This is a genomic window from Sphingobium sp. WCS2017Hpa-17 (assembly GCF_031843765.1).
In the GTDB taxonomy this organism is placed as follows: domain Bacteria; phylum Pseudomonadota; class Alphaproteobacteria; order Sphingomonadales; family Sphingomonadaceae; genus Sphingobium.
This window is the reverse complement of record NZ_JAVTIV010000008.1, coordinates 48,995-70,136: the sequence shown is the minus strand read 5'-3', so window position 1 is coordinate 70,136 and position 21,142 is coordinate 48,995. Positions and strand designations below refer to the sequence as shown.

Annotated in this window: 18 protein-coding genes; 13 read left to right on the top strand and 5 right to left on the bottom strand. The window is 63.9% G+C overall.

Annotated elements, in window-relative coordinates; genetic code table 11:
- Window positions 1–77 precede the first annotated feature (77 nt).
- From RQH62_RS13300 to RQH62_RS13285, 4 genes are all read left to right on the top strand, one after another.
- Entirely contained in the window at window positions 78–2,903 is a 2,826-nt protein-coding gene (locus tag RQH62_RS13300) for a TonB-dependent receptor (protein WP_311269222.1), read from the top strand.
- A 71-nt stretch (window positions 2,904–2,974) separates the two neighbouring features.
- Window positions 2,975–4,372 (top strand): metallophosphoesterase family protein, encoded by a 1,398-nt coding sequence (locus RQH62_RS13295; RefSeq protein WP_311269318.1) that lies wholly within the window; start codon window positions 2,975–2,977, stop codon window positions 4,370–4,372.
- 8 nt (window positions 4,373–4,380) lie between these two features.
- A complete protein-coding gene (locus tag RQH62_RS13290) occupies window positions 4,381–5,454 on the top strand; it encodes a phytase (RefSeq protein WP_311269221.1) in 1,074 nt (357 codons plus the stop codon).
- 71 nt (window positions 5,455–5,525) lie between these two features.
- A complete protein-coding gene (locus RQH62_RS13285) occupies window positions 5,526–6,845 on the top strand; it encodes an acetyl-CoA hydrolase/transferase C-terminal domain-containing protein (RefSeq protein ID WP_311269220.1) in 1,320 nt (439 codons plus the stop codon).
- Window positions 6,846–6,884: 39 nt separating this feature from the next.
- On the opposite strand, the gene RQH62_RS13280 is transcribed toward RQH62_RS13285, so the two are convergent.
- The 3 genes from RQH62_RS13280 to queF all read right to left on the bottom strand — a co-directional run bounded on the left by RQH62_RS13280 (window position 6,885) and on the right by queF (window position 10,505).
- Window positions 6,885–9,536 carry a M1 family metallopeptidase gene (locus tag RQH62_RS13280; RefSeq protein WP_311269219.1) on the bottom strand — a complete coding sequence of 884 codons (2,652 nt, stop codon included), beginning with the start codon at window positions 9,534–9,536 and terminating at the stop codon, window positions 6,885–6,887.
- 178 nt (window positions 9,537–9,714) lie between these two features.
- On the bottom strand, window positions 9,715–9,978 hold the full coding sequence (locus tag RQH62_RS13275) for a hypothetical protein (RefSeq protein WP_311269218.1): 264 nt from the start codon (window positions 9,976–9,978) through the stop codon (window positions 9,715–9,717).
- 65 nt (window positions 9,979–10,043) lie between these two features.
- Window positions 10,044–10,505 (bottom strand): preQ(1) synthase, encoded by a 462-nt coding sequence (queF, locus tag RQH62_RS13270; protein ID WP_311269217.1) that lies wholly within the window; start codon window positions 10,503–10,505, stop codon window positions 10,044–10,046.
- Between the two features lie 88 nt (window positions 10,506–10,593).
- Between queF and RQH62_RS13265 the strand changes: the two genes are divergently transcribed.
- The 9 genes from RQH62_RS13265 (at window position 10,594) to RQH62_RS13225 (ending at window position 19,969) form a co-directional block, all read left to right on the top strand.
- A complete protein-coding gene (locus tag RQH62_RS13265; RefSeq protein WP_311269216.1) occupies window positions 10,594–11,871 on the top strand; it encodes a hypothetical protein in 1,278 nt (425 codons plus the stop codon).
- Window positions 11,872–11,944: 73 nt separating this feature from the next.
- On the top strand, window positions 11,945–12,793 hold the full coding sequence (locus RQH62_RS13260) for a sulfurtransferase (protein ID WP_311269215.1): 849 nt from the start codon (window positions 11,945–11,947) through the stop codon (window positions 12,791–12,793).
- Window positions 12,790–14,004 (top strand): cystathionine beta-lyase, encoded by a 1,215-nt coding sequence (gene metC, locus RQH62_RS13255; protein WP_311269214.1) that lies wholly within the window; start codon window positions 12,790–12,792, stop codon window positions 14,002–14,004. Before RQH62_RS13260 ends, metC begins: the two co-directional genes overlap by 4 nt.
- Window positions 14,005–14,007: 3 nt before the next feature.
- Entirely contained in the window at window positions 14,008–15,261 is a 1,254-nt protein-coding gene (locus RQH62_RS13250) for a mechanosensitive ion channel domain-containing protein (RefSeq protein ID WP_311269213.1), read from the top strand.
- A gap of 258 nt (window positions 15,262–15,519) precedes the next feature.
- Complete coding sequence (locus RQH62_RS13245) at window positions 15,520–16,281, top strand: TorF family putative porin (protein WP_311269212.1); 762 nt, start codon at window positions 15,520–15,522, stop codon at window positions 16,279–16,281.
- Between the two features lie 123 nt (window positions 16,282–16,404).
- A complete protein-coding gene (locus tag RQH62_RS13240) occupies window positions 16,405–16,926 on the top strand; it encodes a sterol desaturase family protein (protein WP_311269211.1) in 522 nt (173 codons plus the stop codon).
- 125 nt (window positions 16,927–17,051) lie between these two features.
- Window positions 17,052–17,459 (top strand): hypothetical protein, encoded by a 408-nt coding sequence (locus tag RQH62_RS13235; RefSeq protein WP_311269210.1) that lies wholly within the window; start codon window positions 17,052–17,054, stop codon window positions 17,457–17,459.
- A 589-nt stretch (window positions 17,460–18,048) separates the two neighbouring features.
- A complete protein-coding gene (gene lgt / locus RQH62_RS13230) occupies window positions 18,049–18,915 on the top strand; it encodes a prolipoprotein diacylglyceryl transferase (RefSeq protein WP_311269209.1) in 867 nt (288 codons plus the stop codon).
- Window positions 18,908–19,969 carry an SAM-dependent methyltransferase gene (locus RQH62_RS13225; protein ID WP_311269208.1) on the top strand — a complete coding sequence of 354 codons (1,062 nt, stop codon included), beginning with the start codon at window positions 18,908–18,910 and terminating at the stop codon, window positions 19,967–19,969. Before lgt ends, RQH62_RS13225 begins: the two co-directional genes overlap by 8 nt.
- A 49-nt stretch (window positions 19,970–20,018) precedes the next feature.
- Here the strand turns inward: RQH62_RS13225 and gmk are convergent, their stop codons facing one another.
- Complete coding sequence (gmk, locus tag RQH62_RS13220; protein WP_311269207.1) at window positions 20,019–20,684, bottom strand: guanylate kinase; 666 nt, start codon at window positions 20,682–20,684, stop codon at window positions 20,019–20,021.
- Between the two features lie 52 nt (window positions 20,685–20,736).
- Window positions 20,737–21,096, bottom strand: coding sequence for a hypothetical protein (locus tag RQH62_RS13215; protein ID WP_311269206.1), 360 nt, complete (start codon window positions 21,094–21,096; stop codon window positions 20,737–20,739).
- Window positions 21,097–21,142: the final 46 nt, after the last annotated feature.

Sequence of the window (21,142 nt, the reverse complement as noted above, 5' to 3'; positions counted from 1 at the left end):
ACCCGCAGTGGCGCCCCGAAGCGATGGGGGCGTCGCAGCTTATGCGGATGGACCCCCTCGCCAACAGGGAGTCCATCATGAGTCGCATCCTCCGTGGCGTCAGCCGCGCCGCCATCGTCATCGCGCTTGCCACGCCGGCCGCCGCCCTTGCCGGCACCATCACCGGCACCGTCTCCGACGGCACCGGCACCCGCGCGCTCCAGTCCACCCAGCTGCGCATCGTCGAAAATGGCCGCGTCGCCGAAGCCGGCCGTGACGGCTCCTACCGCTTCCCCGACGTCGCCCCCGGCACCTACACGATCGAAGCCCGCTATGTCGGCGCCGATCCGGTTCGCACCACCGTGGTCGTTCCGGCCAGCGGCGACATCGATGCCGACATCCGCATCGGTTCCGACATCGACAGCTCGATCATCGTCGTCGGTCAGGTCGCTAATCAGGCTTCGGCCCTGTCTCGCCAGCGCGCGGCGGACGGCGTCGAAAGTGTCCTGACCCGCGACGCCATCGGCCAGTTCCCCGACCAGAACGTTGCTGAATCGCTGCGTCGCCTGCCCGGCGTCAACATTCTGAACGATCAGGGCGAAGGCCGCTTCGTGTCGGTCCGTGGCCTTGACCCCTCGCTCAACGCCGCGTCGATCAACGGCACCCGCCTGCCGGCGCCGGAAAGCGACACGCGCCAGGTCGCGCTGGACGTCATCCCGTCCGAACTGATCGAATCGATCGAAATCAAGAAGTCGCTGACGCCCGACATGGACGGCGACACGATCGGCGCCTCGATCGAAATCAACACGACCAGCGCCTTCGACCGCAAGAAGGATCTTTATTCGGTCAAGCTGGAGGGCAGCTATAACGAGTTCGCCGACGCGCTGACGCCCAAGGGCAGCTTCGACTTTTCGACCCGCCTGACCGATCGGCTGGGCATCGCGGGCGGCGCCAGCTATTACAAGCGCAAGTTCGAAAGCGACAATATCGAAGCGACCGACTGGGCCACGGACGACAATGGCAACGCCTATGCCGCCGAAGTCCAGTATCGCGACTATGATGTAGAACGGAAGCGGATCGGCGGGACGCTCAGCCTCGACTGGCTGGCGACCGACACGACCAAGCTCTATGCGCGCGGCATCTACAGCCAGTTCGAGGACCAGGAATATCGCGGCGACGTGATCCTGATCATGGACGAAGCGCCCAACGCCTCGACCGCGACCAGTGCGGAATTCTCATCGGAAGACGGCGAGATTCAAGTGCGCCGCCGCATGAAGGACCGGTTCGAAAAGCAGAAGATCAAGTCGCTGACGCTGGGTGGCGAAACCAACACCGGCCCGTGGAAAATGACCTATTCGGGCAGCTGGTCGGAAGCCAGCGAGCGTGAGAACGGCTCGGTCGACCCGACCCGCTTCCGCGCCCGGTTCCGCGAAGGCGACGACCTGACCGTAGGCTTCAACTATGCCAATCCGCGCAAGCCGACCTTCACCGTCAGCGGCAGCGGCGCGGACGCCTTCTACGATCCTACCAGCTATGCCTTCAACGAGCTGGAACAGACCGTCCTGTCGGACTCGCGCGACCGCGAATATGCGATCAAGGGCGACATTTCCCGCGCCTTCGCATCGGACGCCGGCACCTTCACCGTGCAGGCCGGCATGAAGGCGCGCTGGCGCAAGAAGAGCTACAATCTCGATGCAGTCACCTATGACGGCTACGACGGCGACTATACGCTGGCGGACGTTCTGGGCGGCCAGACCTACCGCATCCAGGATATCCTGCCGCTGCCCAGCCACACCGGCCCGACCGATTTCTTCAACGATAATCGCGACAATTTCGAGCTGAACCCGATCGATACGGCGATCAATTCCAACTCGTCCGACTATTCGGTGAAGGAAGATATCCTCGCCACCTACCTGATGGGCCGTTGGGACAGCGACAAGCTGCGCATCATCGGCGGCGTCCGCATGGAGCAGACGCGCAACGACATCCGCGCCAAGCTGACCCAGTTCCTGGAAGAAGGCGCAGAATATCAGGGCACGGAACTGACCGAGGACACCGTCTTCGTCACGCCCAACCGCTTCGTGCGCAACTATACCGACTGGCTGCCCAGCTTGACCGTGCGCTATGAACCGGTCCGCAACGTCGTGCTGCGTGCCGGCGTCTATAAGAGCCTGGTCCGTCCGAACCTGTCGAGCCTGACGCCGCGCTTCACCATCAATGAGGATCTGGAAGCCGAAACCGGCAACCCGGCGCTCAACCCCTATCGTGCCTGGAACGCCGACCTGTCGGCCGAATGGTATTTCGGCACCAATGCCGCGCTGACCGGCGGCTTCTTCTGGAAGTCGATCAAGGACTTCGTCGTCGAACAGCGCACCCGGACCAGCGGCACGCTCTATGGCGTCGAATATTCGGAACTGACCAGCTTCATCAACGGCGACAAGGCCAAGGTGAAGGGCTTCGAAGTCTCCTACAGCCAGGTGATGAGCTTCCTGCCCGCACCGTTCGACGGCCTGCTGGTCAACGCCAACTACACCTATACCGATGCCAAGGGCACGGTGCTGACCGACGGCGACATCGCCGATCCGCGCATCATTCCGCTGATGTCCTCGTCCAAGAATACGTTCAACCTCGTCCTGGGCTATGAAAAGGGTCCGATCTCGCTGCGCGCGGCGGGCACCTATCGCGACAAATATCTGGACGAAGTCGGCGGCAAGCCGGAAGAAGACCGCTATGTCGACAATCATTTCCAGATCGACCTGAGCGCCAAATATCGCCTCGCACCGGGCGTGCGGGTGTTCGCGGAATGGATCAACGTCGGCAACGAACCCTATTTCGCCTATCAGAACTATGCCGGCGGCAAGCGCCTGTTGCAGTTCGAGGAATATAACTGGACCGCGAAGTTCGGCGTCACCGCCAGCTTCTGATCCCTGTCCATTTCCCTGCTTGCCGGTCGCGCCCTTGCGCGGCCGGCAAGTCCCGTTTTACGGAGGCCATGATGCTTCGACTGTCCATCGCCACACTTCTGATGGCGAGCGCCGCCCCGCTGGCAGCACAACCCGCCACGCCGCCCATCCCACGCTCGACCGGCACGCCCTATGCGGCGCGCAATCTGCCCGACCGCATCATGCTGACCCCCGCCGCCGATCCGTCGCGCGGCATGGCGGTCGCCTACCGTACCGACGCGGCCCAGACCGCCAGCGAGGCGCAGATCGCCATCTCCGTCGATGGTCCCACGCTGGAGGAAAAGGCGACGACCATCAGCGGTCCCGCTGGCACCGCAAAGGACAGCGCCAATGGCCCGGCCCTCTATCACCAGATCCGCTTCGACAATCTCACGCCCGACACCGTTTATGCCTATCGGCTGAAGGGCAGCGCGGGCTGGAGCGAATGGCTGCAATTCCGCACGGCGGCGGCTGAGGCGAAGCCCTTCCGCTTCCTCTATCTGGGCGATATCCAGAACGGCATATTGACCTATGCCAGCCGCGTCATCCGTCAGGCATTCCACGCCAATGGCGGGATCGAACTGGTCGCCCATGCCGGCGACCTCGCCGCGCAACGCGACGATCTCGACCATGACGACGAATGGGGCGAATTCAATCAGGCAGCCGGCTATAACTGGTCGATCGTCCCGCAACTGCCCGCGACCGGCAATCATGAATATGTCGACGTGACGCTGCCCGATGGCAAGGAAAGCCGCCAGCTTGGTCCCTATTTCCCGCTGCAATTCGCGTTGCCGGACAATGGCGTGCCGGGCCTGAAGACCACCTATTACGTCGATTATCAGGGCGTGCGCTTCATCATCCTCGATGGCACCTCGGCCATCGATCTGGGCACCATGACGCAACAGACGAAATGGCTGGACGCCACGCTCGCCTCCAGCAAGGCGAAATGGAATGTCGTGCTGTTCCACCAGCCCGTCTTCACCTGCGCCCGCCCGCAGGACACGGCGGAAGTCAAAGCCGCGTGGAAGCCTGTCTTCGACAAGCGCAAGGTCGATCTGGTGCTGCAAGGCCATGATCATTGCTACAGCCGCCTGACCTCCGAAGCAGGCCGTGAAGCCTCCGCACAGGCACGCAAGGACGGCGCGATCCAAGGGCCTGTCTATCTCGTCTCCGTCACCGGCTCGAAAATGTACGGCCTCAACGATCGCGCCCGTACCCAGCCGGACAAGACAGCCGAAGCGACCGAACTCTATCAGGTCGTGGATGTGGATGGCGATCGCCTGAAATTCCGCACATTCACCGCATCGGGCAAGCTGTATGACGGCTTCGATCTGGAAAAGCGCGCCGATGGCAATCACCTGACCGATACGAGCGAACCCACCATCGCGGTACGCACCTGTACCGGCAATATCGGCCCGGACGGCGGCAAATGCGTCGCGCGCGGCAAGTGAGGATCAGCATGATGACGCGTTTCGCCCTTTCCATGACCAGCCTGCTTGCACTTGCTGCCTGCGCCACCGCAGAACAGGAAGTCCCGGTCGCCGTCCGCATCGCCAACGCGACCCCGGCGGTCAACGTTACCGCGCGCGGCGAAACCGCGCCGGTCGGCACGCCCAATGCCGATGCGGCGGATGATCCGGCGATCTGGCGCAACGCCGCCAATCCTGCGCAAAGCCTGATCGTCGGCACCGACAAGAAGGCCGGCCTCTATGTCTATGGCCTGGACGGCAAGACCCGCGACTTTCTCGACGCGGGCCGGGTCAATAATGTCGATCTGCGCGACGGCGTGGTAATCAATGGCAACAACGGCATCCTCGTCGTCGCCAGCGACCGCAACGACGTGCTGAACGCCAAACTCGCCCTGTTCCGCCTCGACCCCGCCACCGCCAGGATCAGCGCTCTGGGCAAGGTCGATGCCGGCAAGGGTGAAGCCTATGGCATCTGCCTGTATCAGGCGCCGGAGGCCACCTATGCCTTCATCGTGCTCAAGGACGGCACGATCCATCAGGTCGCGCTCGATGCATCGGACGCAGCGCCCACGGGCAAGATCGTGCGCACCATGAAACTCGGCACCCAGTCGGAAGGCTGCGCCGTGGATGATCGCACCGGCATCCTCTATGTGGCGGAGGAAGATGTCGGCCTGTGGCGGTTCGATGCGCGCGCGACCGGTGCCACCACGCCGACGAAGATCGCGGCGGCGGATGGCAAGAATCTCGTCATGGATGCCGAAGGCGTCGCCATCGCGCCGATCGGTGAAAAGGACGGCTATGTCCTCGTGTCCAGCCAGGGCGACAATGCCTATGTCGCCTACCGGATCAGCGACGATAGCTATGTCGGCCGCTTCCGCGTGGTCGATGGGGCCATCGGCGGATCGGAAGAAACTGACGGTATCGAATTGATGCTCGGCGATTTCGGCCCGGCCTATCCCGGCGGGCTGTTCATCGCGCAGGACGGCCATAACGCCGCGGCCGCCCAGAATTTCAAGCTGGTCGCCTGGGACGATATCGTCAAGGCGCTGGGCCTGCCGCGCTGACGTCCCACTAATGGTGGATTGCCCTCTCCGCGTCGCCGCGCGACAAGGCTGGAAAGAGCCATGGAGAGGGCATGACCATCAAGGCGACCTATAACGCAAAACGGATGACGGCGGAGCAGGCCGTCGCGCTGATATCGAACGGCGCAAAGATCGCCACCGGCCTCGCCGTCAGTTTCCCGCCTGCGCTGGCTACCGCGCTCGCCGACCGGGTCAGCGCCGGCGACCTGCGCGACGCCAGCATTTACACCATGCTACCGCCCGCCACGTCGGCTGCGCCGATCCTGTCCCCCGACCTTGCCGACCACATCCGCCATGTCAGCCTGTTTCATGGCGGCATAGAGCGCGCCGCCGACGCCGCGCGCCTCGACGCAGAGGGACCGCTTCTGGACGTGCTGCCGGTCCAGTTCCACCAGATCCCCCGCATGCTGACCGATCATGTCGGCGCCGATACCTTCATCACCACCGTGTCCAATATGGACGCCAATGGCTGTTTCAGTCTGGGAACGGACGCCGACTATGCGCTGGCGCTCGCGCGCAGCGGCGCGCGGCTGATCATGGAGGTGAACCCGGCCATGCCCTATGTCCATGGCGACTGCATGATCCATGTGTCGGACGTCACGGCGCTGGTCGAAAACCATGTCCCGCTCTGTCAGGTGCCCGCCCTGCCCCGCAACGCCACCGACGATGCCATCGGCGCCATCATCGCGGCCATGGTGGAGGATGGCGCCTGCCTGCAAATGGGGATCGGCGCAGTGCCCGATGCGGTCTGCGCCGCGCTGATGGGACACAAGCATCTGGGCATCCACACCGAATTGCTGACCCCCGGCCTCGTCAGCCTGATCCGCGCGGGCGTGGTCGACAATAGTGCCAAGGCGCTGCATCCGGGGAAATCGGTGTTCACCTTCGCCATGGGCGACCAGTCGCTCTACGACTTCATCCATGACAATGGGGCCGTCGCCGCCCATCCGGTCGAGCATGTAAACGCCCCCCATATCATCGCGCAGAACGACCGGGTGCTGTCGGTCAATGCGACGATCCAGATGGACCTGAGCGGCGCGTGCAATTCGGAATATATGAACGGGCGCCAATATAGCGGCACCGGTGGCCAGCTCGATTTCGTGCGCGGCGCCTATGCGTCGAAGGGCGGCCGGTCGATCATCGCCTGCCATTCCACAGCGGCGAAGGGCAGGATTTCGCGCATCGTCCCCTGGCTCGACGGGCCGGTGACGACGCCGCGCACCGACACGCATATCGTCGTCACGGAATATGGCTGGGCCGACATGAAGGGCAAGTCGCTGGCCGAGCGTGCCCGCGCCCTCATCGCCATCGCCCACCCCGATTTCCGCGAGAATCTGGAACGCGCCGCCCGCGAACGGCGCATCCTGGCCTGAATCAAGAAGGGCGGCCTTTCCAGCCGCCCATCCCGTTGCTTATTTCTTTGCGAACCACGCCGCCGTCGGCGCCTTCAGCCGGCCACGCGTCTCAATCCGCGTCTGGATCGCGGCGATGGAGCGATCCACCACCTTGCGCGAGTCCGGCGTCAGATATTGGGTCGCATAGGCGTCCAGCTTGGTCACCATCACCGGATCGGCCGATCCGCCGCCCAGACGGGCCAGCGCTTGGCTGCGCGCCGATACGTCGATCAGCGCCTCATATTGCGCCTTGTGCGCCAGCACATAATCGACCGCCTGCATCGGGTGCGCTGCGCCCACCTGACTGATGATCGCCGCGCTGGTCGTCTTGCCCGGCTCGTCGGTCAAAGCGAGGTCGAGCGCCTGCGCGCTCAATTTCTCGTCCTTCGCCTTGCCCAACAGCGCATAGACGGTGCTCTTCTCCAGGTCGCTCTGCGCGCCCTTCGCCATCGCTCGCAGCTTGTCCCACGTCGCCTGATCGGCATTTTCCGCGATGATGCCCAGCCACACATTGCGCAGCGGCCCGTCGAGCGCCGTCGGATTGCTCGCCAACGCAGCGAAGCGCTTATTGGCTTCCGCCACCACCGCCTTGTCGCCCATGCTGCCCAGCGTGGACACAAGGCTGGTGCGCAGCACCGGTACCTGCGGCCCTTCGCCTGCCTTGGCATCATAGCCGATGGCGGCCAGCGCCGGGTTCAGCTTCTTGGCCGTATAGGCCGCAACCTTCGACCGCCCGGCGGCATCGCCCTCCAGCATGTCATAGCTGCTCTTGAGATAGGACGGCACCTCGGCCAGCACGGCGGGGCTACCATTGGCCGGCACCGCGTCCACAAGATCGAGCGCGAGGCCGATCGGCTGATAGCCACCCAGCGCCAGCTGGAAATTATCCGCCAGCAGGCCGGTCTGGTCGATGCTCGCAAGATTGCCAAAGCCCTTGGCCAGAGCCTTCACATTGGCCGCCGGATAGAGCGAGCGATAATAGCCCGTCTGTCCCGCATTGATGACATAGGCGCCGCAGCCCGGCAGCGTGATCTGCCCCTTGCCACCGGTCAGGATCAGGCGCTGCGCTTCACCGCCCATCGTCTGCGCCTTCACCGGCACGTTCCAGCTTTGCGGCGCCTTGTCTCTGGCGTCGCGGCTATATTCGCTCTGGCTCAGCGTCAGCACGGTGCTGCCGCCCTGACAGACGGCGCTTTCGACCTTGACCAACGGAATGCCGGGCTTGCTGGTAAAATCATGCGCGATGCTGACCAGCCCCTTGGCCCCCGCACCCTCGACCGCCTTCCACAGGTCGTCGGTCACGGTGTTCCCATAGGCATGGGCCTTCATATAGGACTGGATGCCCGCCTTCCACACATCCTCGCCGGCATAGCCTTCCAGCATGGTGATGACGGCCTCGCCCTTCTGGTAGGTGATGGCGTCGAACGCCTGATTCACTTCATCGACCGTATGGATTTTCTGCACCACCGGGTGCGTGGTCTTGAGCGCATCGAGACTCATCGCCCGCTCACGCCCGTCGACGCGCGACAGCAAAGTTTCCCATTCGGGGTTGAGCTTGTCGGTGACCTTCGTCGCCATCCAGCTGGCGAAGCCTTCATTCAGCCACAGATCGTCCCACCAGGCCATGGTGACGAGATCGCCGAACCACTGGTGCGCCATTTCATGGGCCGCGACTTCGTAGATGGTCCGCTTGGTTTCTTCCGAGGTGAAGCGCGGATCGACCAGCAAAGTGCGTTCGAAGGTGAAGATCGCGCCCCAATTTTCCATCGCACTGAAAAACTGGCTCTGGCCCGGCCCGGCGACATTGTCGAGCTTGGGCAGCGGGAAGGGCACGCCGAAATAATCGTTATAATAGGGCAGGATCGCCGCCGACGCATCGAGCGCCAGTTGCGCCTTCCCCGTATTACCCTTGCCGGTAATGACCCCGACTTCGGTGTTGCCCGCCATCTTGGTCGCGCGGTCCAGCTCGCCAAGGCCGAAGAAGAGCAGGTAGGACGACATTTTGGGGCTGGTGCCAAACGTCACCAGCTTCTTGCCGCCGCCCAGATCCTTGCTTGCCTTGACCGGCATGTTGCCGACCGCCAGTTGATCCGCCGGGACGATTGCCGACAGGTCGAAGGTTGCCTTGTAGCTTGGTTCGTCGAAGCTCGGCACGAAGCGGCGGGCATCGGGCGCTTCGAACTGGGTGAAGAGCGCGCGCTTCGCCGCCCCCGCATTGTCGGTATAGTCAAGCGCGAACAGGCCATTGGCCTGCTGGTTGATGATGCCCGTGTAGACGACGTCCAGCTTGTACGTCCCCGGCGCGACCGGCTTGCCGAAATCGAAGCTGACCGTCTGCGCATCGGCATCGACCTTCGCCGTGCCGGTGATGGCTTTGCCGTTCGCGGGCGTCAGCGTGACTGTGGAGACGGTCAGGTCCGCCGCGTTCAGCACCAGCGCCGGCAGCGCCGTCGCGACGGTGACATCGATCGTCACCTTGCCGCTAAACTTCAGGTTCGCGGCGTCAGGCGTCACCTCGATCGCATAATGGCTGGGCGCCGCGCCGCGCGGAAGCTGCGTCGTGATCCCGGCGGCGGGGCCGGCGGGCGCGGCCGGCTGGGCCAATGCGGGCGTCGCCAGTGCGACCGGGGCAGCCGCGATCAGCAGCGGCAGGATTTTCTTGAAGGACATAGGGTTTCAGACTCCGACACGTCTTGAAAGCGACATGAGATAGTATCACGCGCCACATGAACGTCGGATCGGCCGTTTGGCTGCACGGGTCAAGTGAACTCTCCGATAGCCTATGTCGTTGGTCGAACCCTGTCGGCCGTTCGTCAGACAGGATACTTCCACGCGAATGTCGGAATCGTCAGCCGTGATCAAATGCGCCATTCGACCCATTATCGAATGGGACGATATGTAAACGGGCAGGGAACAGTACGCCACCGCATACATATCCTTGGCGTTCACCTTGATTGACCCAATTCGCCCAGAACTCCACCGTCACCGGGTCGAATGGGCAGGCTGACAGAAAATGGCCGAACGCAATTCTGGTCTGATATTCACCGCGACCGACAGCTTCGATAGCATCCTGAGCGGCGCCCAAGCGAAGAGAATTAGTCACGATCCACATTCCCAGAAGTGCGAGCACTACGACAGGAATGCCGCCAAACCAATATCGTGAACGAGAGCGCAAATTTATCCCCGCCCTCTGTACCCCGGCACATCCTGCGCCGGCAGCCACAAGCCTGACGGCGGCACATCGGATTGCCAGAAGACGTCGATCGGGATGCCGCCGCGCGGATACCAATAGCCGCCGATACGCAGCCACACCGGCTTCATCTCGTCGAACAGGCGCTGGCCGATGCCCACGGTGCAATCCTCATGAAAGGCGGCATGGTTGCGGAAAGCCCCCAGGAACAGCTTCAGCGACTTCGACTCCACGATCGTCTCGGCCGGAGCATAGTCGATCACCAGATGGGCGAAGTCGGGCTGGCCGGTCACCGGACAGAGCGAGGTGAATTCCGGCGCGGTAAAGCGCACCAGATAGGGCTTACCGGGGCGCGGATTGGGCACATAGTCCAGCACGGCCTGTTCGGGGCTGGCGGGCAGCGCACTGGTCTGGCCCAGATGCAGCGGAGTCGTAGGAAGGTCGGTCATGACCGGCCATCTACGCGATCGCACGGCTGATGTCAGCCTTTCGCATTGTTCACTTGCGGTTCAGCCATTCTTGTGCCTTGGCTGGGCCATGGGGTCTCATATTCGTCCGTTGCTCTTCGCCGCGCCGCTGATGCTGGCTGCGCCTGTCCATGCCCAGCAGGCCGATACCCCGGCCGGCGGTTTCCAGTTGCCGCCGACGGGTAGTGCGCCGGCGCCCGATCCCAATCGGCAGGGACCGGAACTCAACGTCTATCGCGATCCGGTGATACCCCGCGCGACGCCACCTGTCGTCGCGCCCACGGTCACGCCGCCGCCTGCCACGGTGCAGCCAACGCCCGTGCCGCAGACCAGCCGCCCGCGCCCGACACAGGCAACACCGCCAGCCGAACCCCGCCCGACTCGCCCTGCCGAGCGCTCGACCCCGACGCCGCCCGCCCAGACGCGCCCCGCGCCCGTGACGCCAGCGCCGGCCGAGCCGGCCCCGATCGAAGCGGACAATGCCGCCGCCAACAGCAGCACGCCGGTCGCCCCACCCGCGCAGCCACTCCCGGCCCCCGCCGCCAATGCGGTCGACAGCCCGGAACCCGCACCAGCCACCACCAGCGCGCCAGCCGAAGAAGGCATCAGCCTGCCTTGGATCATAGCCGCCATCGTCGCGGCGCTGGTCGTGCTGGCCGGCCTTATCCTGCTGCGCCGACGGCCGCCCGCATTGCGGGACGAAGCACCCACCCCGGCCCGCACGCCCACACCTGTCGCCAAGCCCAAGGCAGCCGTCCCACCGCCGCCCGCACCCGACCCTGCCGAAACCCTGCACGTCCCCGCCGCAGTCCCTGCCGCCGCGACCGACCGCCCGTGGATCGACATGGACATGGCCGTGGGCCAGGCCCGCTATTCGCTGATGGGCGTGACGATCAGCTATGCCTTGATCCTGCACAATCGCGGCGACCGCCCGGCGCAGGATGTGCTGATCCGCGGCATGCTCGGCAATGGCGGTGCACAGCAACAGGCAGTGCTCCAGGGCTTCTTTACCGGACAAGACGGCCTGCCACTGCACAGCGCGGTGGCGATTCAGCCCGGCGAGACGATCCAGCTGAGTGGCGAACTGCGCCTGTCCACTGACGAGATCGTTCCGGTCGAAATGGGCCAGCGTAGCCTGCTCATCCCGCTCGCTGCCTTCGATGCCGCCTATCGCTGGGACGCGGAGGCCGGCCAACCGGTCGGTCAGGGCCGCACCGCCCGCGCCTTCATCGTCGGGCAGGAACAGGAACCGCCAGCTGCCCGGCTCGCACCGTTGCGCCTTGATCAGGGGCCGCGCCAGTATCGCCGCCCCGCCGCCCGCGCCGCCGCCGAACTGACGCCAGCCTGAAGCCCCCTTCCCAGCCCCGGCCCGGCACCCTACTACTAACCCGACAGGCAGTATGAAGGCCGAAGGGAGCCGCATGACCATCTTCGTTTCCACCGACTGGCTGGCCGGCCAACTGGGCGCGCCCGACCTCGTCATCCTTGACGCCAGCCTGTTCCTGCCCGGCACGCAGCGCGATGCCCGCGCCGAATTTGAATCCGCCCATATTCCCGGCGCGGTCTTTCTGGACCTGCCGACGCTCAACGATCCGCAAGACCCGGTGCCGGGCCAGTTGCCACCCGACGATCTGATGACGCAGCGCATGCAGGCGCTGAGCGTGAACGCCGACAGCCGCATCATCGTCTATGACAACAGCCCGACCCACAGCGCCGCGCGCGGCTGGTTCATGATGCGCGTCTATGGCCTCGGCGCTTCTGCCGCGATCCTCGACGGCGGCCTGCCCAAATGGGTCGCGGAGGGGCGCCCGACCGGCAGCGGCGTGCCCGTCATCGCCCCCGGCAACGCCGTCGCCCGGCTCGACCGCACACAGGTGCGTAGCAAGGCCGACATTCTCGCCAATCTCGACAGCGGCGACGCGCAACTGCTCGACGCGCGCGGTGCCGGCCGCTTCACCGGCGCGGAAGCCGAACCGCGCCCCGGCATGGCGTCCGGCCATATTCCCGGCAGCCGCAACATCCCCTCCTCCGCCTTCTTCGCTACCGACAACAGCATGAAGCAAGGTGACGAACTGCGCCGCCTGCTGACGGACGCGGGCACCGATTTCGACCGTCCTATCATCACCACCTGCGGCAGCGGCGTGACCGCCGCGATCATCCTCGCCGGGCTGGAATCGCTGGGGAAGACCGATGTCGCCCTCTATGACGGCAGCTGGTCCGAATGGGGCTTCGATCCTGCTACACCGAAAGCGACAGGCCCCGCCGCATGACCGAAGACACGCGCAAACCTCTCACAAAACTCGCGCAGGCCGGCCGCAAGCCGGAATGGACCGGTATGCCCGGCCAACCCGGCGGCATCGTCAGCCCCCCGGTCTGGCGCGCCTCCACCATCCTCTATGACGATGTCGCCCATCTGCGGAAGGCGGCGGGCAGCAGCACGCATGAACGCCTTTTCTACGGGCGCAAGGGTACGCCGACTGCCTGGTCCCTCGCCGACGCGCTCACCGAAATGGAGCCGGGGGCGGAGGGCACGATGCTCTACCCCTCGGGCGTCGCGGCAATCGCCTGCGCGCTGATGGCGGTGCTGAGGCCCGGCGACCGGCTGCTGATGGTCGACAGCGCCTATGACCCGACCCGCAATTTCTGCGAACAGATGCTAAAAAGTTACGGTGTCGAAACGATTTATTATGACCCGACTGCTGTCCAACTCGATGTCTATCTTGCCGATGGTCCGATCCGTGCGATCTTTCTGGAAAGCCCCGGCAGCCTGACCTTCGAAGTGCAGGATATCCCCGCCATCACCGCCTGGGCAAAGACGAACGATATCGTCACTCTGCTCGACAATACCTGGGCGACCCCGCTCTACTTCCCGGCCATGGCACACGGCGTCGACATCGCCATCCTCGCCTGCACCAAATATATCGTCGGCCATAGCGACGTGATGATGGGCAGCGTCACCGCGACCGCCCACTGGTTCGCTAAGATCCGCCAGACCGCCTATCTCTTCGGCCAGATGACCAGCCCCGACGATGCCTGGCTCGCCTCACGCGGGCTGCGCACACTCGGCGTCCGCCTGAAACAGCATCAGGACAGCGCACTGGCCATCGCCCATTGGCTGAAGGATCAGCCCGACGTCGCCCGCGTCCTCCACCCGGCGCTCCCCGACTGCCCCGGCCATGGCCTGTGGCAGCGTGATTTCAGCGGCTCCACCGGCCTGTTCAGCTTCATCCTGAAGGGCGGCGGCGAAGCCGCCCGCGCCGCACTGATCGACGGCCTCGCCCATTTCGGCATCGGCTATAGTTGGGGCGGCTTCGAAAGCCTGGCCCTCCCCATCGACCCGGCCCGTTACCGCAGCGCCACCCGTTGGGACGCGGAAGGTCCGGCCATCCGCCTGCATATCGGCCTCGAAGACCCGGCCGACCTGATCGCCGATCTCGACGCCGGCCTCGCCCGCTTCCGCGCCGTCCGGGACGGAAGCTAGGGCATGGGGCCGGCATTGTCCGACCTGATCACCCTGCTGCCGGGCGATCCTGATATCGTCCAGCCGCTGATCGCGCTGGCTCTGTCCATCCTTCTCTATGCCGCCGCCTGGGGCTTTGCCCGACTGGCGGCCGTGCGCATCCGTCGCCGCCTGCCACCGCTGGGCGATGCGATGGCCGGCCATGTCCGCGCCATCGTGCGCCATGGCGCCGCCGCGCTGCTCCTGACGCTCGCTCTGCCCTTCTTTCCCAAGGATGCGCTCGGCCATCTCGTCCTCGGCATCACTCTGGGTGGCGCGGTCGCGCTGCTGTCCATCCATATCCTGAAGGGTCTGGCCATGCCGCGCTGGGCGGTGGCGCCGCTCGCCCTCATCCTCTTCATCCTGATCGTCTCCGGCAGCGGCGGGGGCATCGCGCCGGTCAGCGAAATGCTCGACGGCATCGGCATGAACCTCGGCAAGCGCCGCATCACCCTGCTCGGCCTGCTGTCGATCGCCGCTACCTGCGTCGCTTTGTTCGCCGCCGTTCGCCTCGCCAACCGGGTCATCGGCCGCTCGATTCAGCAGGCCGACGGTTTCGACCCGACGCAGAAATTGCTGGCGCAGAAGCTCGCCGCCATCACCGTCATCGTCGCGGCCTTCTTCATCGGCGTCGACCTGCTCTCGATCGACCTCACTGCCTTCGCCGTCTTCTCCGGCGCGCTGGGCCTCGCCATCGGCTTCGGCCTGCAAAAGACCTTCGGCAACCTGATCGCCGGCATCATCCTGCTGATGGACCGCTCGATCAAGCCGGGCGACGTCATCGTCGTGGGCGACAGTTTCGGCTGGGTGAACAAGATCGGCGTGCGCGCCGTGTCCGTCATCACCCGCGACGGCAAGGAACATCTGATTCCCAACGAGAATCTGATGACGCAGGAGGTTGAGAACTGGTCCTATTCCGACCGCAACGTCCGCGTCCGCATCCCGGTCGGCATTGCTTTCGACAGCGACCTGAAACTCGCCCAGCAACTCATGCTTCAGGCGGCGCAGGAAAGCCCGCGCGTGCTGCGCAATCCCAAGCCCAATGTCTGGCTTACCAGCTTCGGGGAAAGCCGCGTCGAACATGATATCCTCGTCTGGATCAGCGATCCCGAAGGCGGCGTCGGCAATGTGAAGTCGGACGTGCTGGGCCGCGTCTGGCAGTTGTTCCGCGACCATGACATCGCCATTCCCTATCCGCAGCGCGTCATCCATCAGGCGCCGGATTACAAGCAGCCTTAACGTCAGAACCCACGCAAATACGCGTTTTCGGTAGCGATGGCGGCCGCACTCATATGTGAGCGCGACTGTATTTTGTTGCAGTCCAGCAACATTACAGAAGCAAAAGACATCTTGAGGCAATAAATTCTTGTGCAGCGCAGCGCGTGAAGGCACATCGAAAGGCGTTGAGGCAGCCGGCCCATCCCGAGCGGGGGAAGCATAGAGGCGGGCGCCTGGACGCAGGCGGGACGATCGCAGACCACCATCAAGGGGAATCCCATGCGTAAGTCCATCATCGGCCTCTCGGCCCCCATTTTTTCGGCCTTCGCTCTCGTCAGCGCGCTCGTCGCCATGCCGGCCATGGCCCAGGAAGAGCCCACGCCCGAGATCACCGTCACCGGCAATGCGGCCGTCGTCACCGACTATCGCTTCCGCGGCATTTCGCAGACCAACAAGAAATTCGCGCTGCAAGGCGGCATCACCGTCAGCCATGCGTCGGGCTTCTATGCTTCCGTCTGGGGCAGTTCGATCGACGAATATGTCGCGGCCGGATCGGATCAGGAACTCGACCTGATCGGCGGCTATTCGACCACCGTCGGCGCCGCCACGATCGACGTCGGCGTCCTCTATTATTACTATCCGGGCAATGCCGGCCAGAACACCGATTTTGTCGAGCCCTATGCCTCGGTCAAGGGCACGTTTGGCCCCGCCACCGCCAAGCTGACCGTCAACTACGCGCCCAAGGCGAAGGCGCTGAGCGTCGGCAATGGCAAGGAAGACAGCCTCTATGTCGCAGGCGACCTGTCCGCCTCCATCCCCAACACCCCGCTGGGCGTGTCGGCGCATCTGGGCCACAGCTTCGGTCCCAGCTACCTGACCATCGGTGACGAATATACCGACTGGAATATCGGCGCGACCTACACCTGGAATCACCTGACCTTCGGCGTGTCCTATGTCGATACCGACAAATCCTCCTACACGGCGGCCGGCCATAATATCAGCAAGGCCGGTGTAGTCGGATCGCTGACCGCGTCCTTCTGATCCCATATCCTTTCGGGGGTGAACCGGGCCGCGACCTCGCATGGGATCGCGGCCCTTTTTGCATCGCACATTCCGGACCTTTACGGGGTCGCCACCCCGCCCCGGCCGCCCTATAGTGGTACGATGTCGCCTATCATCCTCCTGCTGCTCTTCGTCGCCACGGTCGCCGCGATGGAGGGCTTTGCCTATGTCATGCACCGCTGGGTAATGCACGGCCCCGGCTGGTTCCTCCACGCCAGCCACCACCGCCCCCGCATCGGCTTCTTCGAAGCGAACGATCTCTATTTCGTGATCTTCGCCATGCCCTCCATCCTGCTGCTGCTGGGCGGCGTGCAATGGGGCTGGGGCAATTGGGCGACGGCGGTTGGCGCGGGCGTGGCCGCTTATGGCGCCATCTATCTCGGTTTCCACGACATCATCGTGCATCAGCGGGTGCGCCACCGCTATGTCGCCCGCTCCCGTTACATGAAGCGCATCGTTCAGGCCCATCGCCTGCACCACGCGGTCGAAACGAAAGAGGGCACGGTCAGCTTCGGCTTCCTGATCGCCCCCCACCCCGCCGACCTGAAACGCAAACTGGCCGACCGCAACCGCCAAGGCGTGCGCGCCGCCAAAGGGCGACAGGATGCGGGCGCGAAGGTCTGATTTGGGTGGATTGGAGACGGTCTGGTTTGGAGGAAATAATCGACCATAGCTGATGCTGCGCGAAGAAAAATCGTTTGGCAAAATTCGTCCATTTGCAGACATTCGCGCCGACGGTATCACAAGCTATGGAGACCATCGATCAACTAAGGCACTACCTCAAAAATGCCGGCTACTCGCAATTTCTGACCTGTGACGAAGTAACTCGTGTTGCTGTCTATGATTTGCGGTTGGAAAAGTCTGGAAGCGGCTGGCGGGTTTTCGAAGTCGAACGGGGCCAAGAGATCGCGACATATGCCAAGACTTCAGATGAAGGCGAAGCATCGCGAGCCTTCCTTCAGATCGTGTCAATGCGAATCTACCACCTAAAAACGTTTACTGACACCGAGAGCGTCGCAAAATTCGAAGCCATGCTTGAAGCGGCTGATGTTCCATTTCAGCGGAATGATGTGCCCTATGAAGGCAAGCTGCGAGTGTTTATTTCCGGCAGCAACTTGTTAAAGGCTCAACAGGTTGCTGCTCTATCCAGTGGCTAAATGGCAGCTATCCACCAGATTTAGCTATTCGGCGTTCGACCTGCCATTTTGATGAGCGGCGGGTTTCAGGATGTGGACGGCAATGATCGAGTGTCTGCGTTTGGTCGTTATCGGATGTTACCATTCCTCCCCTTTCAGGGAAAATTTCCGTCCGCATCTGGCCGCTTCCGGAACATCCGGATCCCACCACCCGAAAAACTTTCCTAATAGGATTTTCTCTGATCTATCCTGCCGGATGATCCTGCCCATCCCCCTCACACTACCGCGCCCACTCACTCGAAGCGACGCGCCGGTGACGCGCGCGTGTGACTTTGATGGCGCATCCTCATGACCCAGGCGACGCGCACTCCTGACCCAGCCGGCGCATCACAGACGCGTCTCGGGCGCGCGGCAGGCGCATTTCGTCCAGATCCGCCCCGAAACACGCCCCATCAACGGTGTGAACTTCAGCGGCGTGACCCCGGCATGACCCTGTCGTGACCCTGAAGCCCGCTTTCCCCGTCAAATCCGCGCCCCTCCCTCACCTTCCCCTTCATCTTGCCGCGCGCTTGTTCTATGTCCGCAATCCAATTCCCAGAAGGACGCCATTTTGATCCTGGATATCGCCGCCGCCGCTTCGGGCGCCATTCAATTCAAAGATCTCGGGCTGGACCCCGTGGCCCTGAATCTGGGCTTCTTCACGCTGAAATGGTACAGCCTCGCCTATCTGGCCGGCATCCTGATCGGCTACTGGTATCTGCTCAAACTGGTCGATCAGCCCGGATCGCCGATGGCGCGGCGCCATGCCGACGACATGATCTTCTATGCGACGCTGGGTATCATCATCGGCGGACGGCTGGCCTATGTGATCTTCTACCAGCCCGAAATTCTCCAGCATCCGCTGGACATCTTCAAACTGTGGAATGGCGGCATGTCCTTCCATGGCGGCGCGGCGGGCGTGTCGCTCGGCATCCTCTACATGGCGCGCAAGGAAAAGCTCAGCTGGCTGCGCATCCATGACTATGTCGCCTGCGTCGTGCCCTTCGGCCTGTTCTTCGGCCGGCTCGCCAATTTCGTGAATGGCGAACTTTGGGGCAAGGAAACCGACGTCCCCTGGGCGATGGTCTTCCCGACCGGCGGCCCCTTCGCCCGCCACCCCAGCCAGCTGTATGAAGCCGCGCTGGAGGGCATTGTCCTCTTCCTCATCCTCGCCTTCGCCTTCTGGAAGACGAACGCCCGCTACAAGCCGGGCATGCTCGTGGGCATCTTCGTCTTCGGCTATGGCTGTTTCCGCTTCGGCGTGGAATATTTCCGCGAGGCAGACGCCCAGTTGATGGAGTTTGCCGCGCGCACCGGTCTGCACATGGGCCAGTGGCTCTGCGTGCCGATGATCCTGGGCGGCCTCTATCTGATCGTCACTGCCAAGGGTCGCCGCCTGCGCGTCGAGCCGGTGGCCGGGACCAGCAGTGTTGCCTGAACAACCCGCTCTGGCCCGGCGCCTCGCCGGCCAGATCGCCTCGGGCGGCCCGATCTCGGTCGCCCATTATATCGGCGAAGCGAACCAGCATTATTACGCCACCCGCGACCCGTTGGGCACGGACGGCGATTTCACCACTGCGCCGGAAATCAGCCAGATGTTCGGCGAACTGGTAGGGCTGGCGCTGGCCGACGTCTGGATGCGATCGGGCCGTCGCCCCGATCCAACCTATGTCGAATTGGGGCCAGGGCGCGGCACACTGGCATCCGACGCGATCCGTGCCATGGAGCGCGCCGCGCTGGCGCCCCATCTCCACCTCGTCGAAACCAGCCCCACCCTGCGGGAACGGCAGCGCGCCTTGTTGCCTCATGTCGTCCATCACGATACGATCGACGACCTGCCCGAAACCGGCCCGCTGCTGGTCGTCGCCAATGAATTTTTCGATGCGCTGCCGGTGCGCCAGTGCATCCGCGTCGGTGACGAATGGCGCGAGCGCGTCGTCGTCAGCCGGGAGGCGGAGGGCCGCTTCCTCGCCGTGCCGGGCTATCGCCGGATCGAATCGGGCCTGCCTCCGTTCGCGGTCGAAGCACCGGAAGGCGCGATCCTGGAATCCCCCATCATCGGCGCTGGCATCGCCTATGCCCTCGCCCACCGCATCGCCAAGCAGGGCGGCGCGGCGATCATCATCGACTATGGCTATGAAGGCCCGGCGCTGGGCGACACGTTGCAGGCGGTGAAGGCGCACCAGTTCGCCGACCCCTTCACCGATCCGGGCGAAGTGGACCTGACCACCCATGTTGATTTCACCGTGTTGGGCAATATGGCGCGGCAGGCCGGCCTGCGCGTCCATGGCCCGGTCGGCCAGGGCGCCTTCCTGCAACAATTGGGCATCGACGCCCGCGCAGCCCAGCTTGCCACCACCGCCCCGGCACGCGCGAACGAAGTGGAAACCGCCCGCCACCGCCTGACCGACGAGGCGGAAATGGGGACATTGTTCAAGGCGATGGCCTGGACCCATCCCGACTGGGCCGACCCGGCAGGGTTCGCGAAATAGCTGTCCTATTCGTGCGCTTCACGGGCACGATGGACGGATGGGAACGCCCTCAATCTTCCTGATGATAGCGGCCGAGCCTGCGGATGAAGCCGATCAGGCCGGTCTGGCGGCTGCGCTTCATCCGTTCGGCATGCAGGATGGTCCTGACCTGCTGAAAACAGGCCTCCGCATCAACGTTGCACAACACATAATCATAGCCGTCCCAATGCGCGATCTCGCCCGCGGCACGGGCCATGCGCCCCTCGATGACTTCGTTGCTGTCGGTCGCGCGTCCACGCAGGCGGCGTTCCAGTTCTTCCATCGACGGCGGCAGGATGAAGATACGCACGACATCGCCACCGGCAATCTGATGCAACTGCTGCGCACCCTGCCAATCGATGTCGAACAGGACGTCCTTGCCCGACTTCAGCATCGCCTCCACGGGCGCGCGCGGCGTGCCGTAACGCTGGCCAAAGACATGCGCCCATTCCAGAAATTCATGGTCCGCCGTCATGCGGCGAAATTCTTCCAGATCGACGAAATGATAATCCTTGCCGTCAACCTCACCCGGCCGCATCGGCCGCGTCGTCGCGGATACCGACATGGACAGGTCGGTTTCCGCCGCCAGCAGCTTACGCGCGATGGTGGATTTGCCCGCGCCGGAGGGCGAGGACAGTACGAAAAGCACGCCCCGGCGCTTGAAATCCGGAGTCTCTGTGGGGATGCTGTCGGCCATGGCCGCTAGTGCCTCCGCCGCAGCGCTTTTGCAAGAGGGCTATGCCCTTGTGCTATCCCTGAACCTTGCGGGCGCTTTCGATCGGAATAGGCGCCGCCGGATCTGGCTCGCCACTCTTGTCGGGCAGCAGCTTGATCGCCTTCTTGCGATCCACCTCCCGCTTTGCTTCATACAGCTTGCCCGCCATATAGGCGCCGGTCACGAACAGGGCGCCAGCGGGATAGCGCATGATGATCCGCTTGGCCCCTGCCCCGGCGAGCAGACCGAACACACCCTTCTTGCCAGTGGCCGCCGCGACCCGCGCGGCGACGACTGTGGCCCCGACACGGGCCGCCTTTCGCAGCAGTCCGGCCTTTTTCGGCGGACGGATCGTCACCAGCGGTGCGGCGGGAGTGGGCGTTTTCCTCTTCATAGAGGATTAATGTACCGCAGCCCCGCCGGTTCCGCCATGTTGATCT

Excerpts from the sequence above, each read along its gene's own strand:
- RQH62_RS13300 (WP_311269222.1), top strand. The coding sequence starts at position 78 with ATGAGTCGCATCCTCCGTGGCGTCAGCCGCGCCGCCATCGTCATCGCG.
- RQH62_RS13295 (WP_311269318.1), top strand. The coding sequence starts at position 2,975 with ATGCTTCGACTGTCCATCGCCACACTTCTGATGGCGAGCGCCGCCCCG.
- RQH62_RS13290 (WP_311269221.1), top strand. The coding sequence starts at position 4,381 with ATGATGACGCGTTTCGCCCTTTCCATGACCAGCCTGCTTGCACTTGCT.
- RQH62_RS13285 (WP_311269220.1), top strand. The coding sequence starts at position 5,526 with ATGACCATCAAGGCGACCTATAACGCAAAACGGATGACGGCGGAGCAG.
- RQH62_RS13280 (WP_311269219.1), bottom strand. The coding sequence starts at position 9,536 with ATGTCCTTCAAGAAAATCCTGCCGCTGCTGATCGCGGCTGCCCCGGTC.
- RQH62_RS13275 (WP_311269218.1), bottom strand. The coding sequence starts at position 9,978 with ATGTGGATCGTGACTAATTCTCTTCGCTTGGGCGCCGCTCAGGATGCT.
- queF (WP_311269217.1), bottom strand. The coding sequence starts at position 10,505 with ATGACCGACCTTCCTACGACTCCGCTGCATCTGGGCCAGACCAGTGCG.
- RQH62_RS13265 (WP_311269216.1), top strand. The coding sequence starts at position 10,594 with ATGGGGTCTCATATTCGTCCGTTGCTCTTCGCCGCGCCGCTGATGCTG.
- RQH62_RS13260 (WP_311269215.1), top strand. The coding sequence starts at position 11,945 with ATGACCATCTTCGTTTCCACCGACTGGCTGGCCGGCCAACTGGGCGCG.
- metC (WP_311269214.1), top strand. The coding sequence starts at position 12,790 with ATGACCGAAGACACGCGCAAACCTCTCACAAAACTCGCGCAGGCCGGC.
- RQH62_RS13250 (WP_311269213.1), top strand. The coding sequence starts at position 14,008 with ATGGGGCCGGCATTGTCCGACCTGATCACCCTGCTGCCGGGCGATCCT.
- RQH62_RS13245 (WP_311269212.1), top strand. The coding sequence starts at position 15,520 with ATGCGTAAGTCCATCATCGGCCTCTCGGCCCCCATTTTTTCGGCCTTC.
- RQH62_RS13240 (WP_311269211.1), top strand. The coding sequence starts at position 16,405 with ATGTCGCCTATCATCCTCCTGCTGCTCTTCGTCGCCACGGTCGCCGCG.
- RQH62_RS13235 (WP_311269210.1), top strand. The coding sequence starts at position 17,052 with ATGGAGACCATCGATCAACTAAGGCACTACCTCAAAAATGCCGGCTAC.
- gmk (WP_311269207.1), bottom strand. The coding sequence starts at position 20,684 with ATGGCCGACAGCATCCCCACAGAGACTCCGGATTTCAAGCGCCGGGGC.
- RQH62_RS13215 (WP_311269206.1), bottom strand. The coding sequence starts at position 21,096 with ATGAAGAGGAAAACGCCCACTCCCGCCGCACCGCTGGTGACGATCCGT.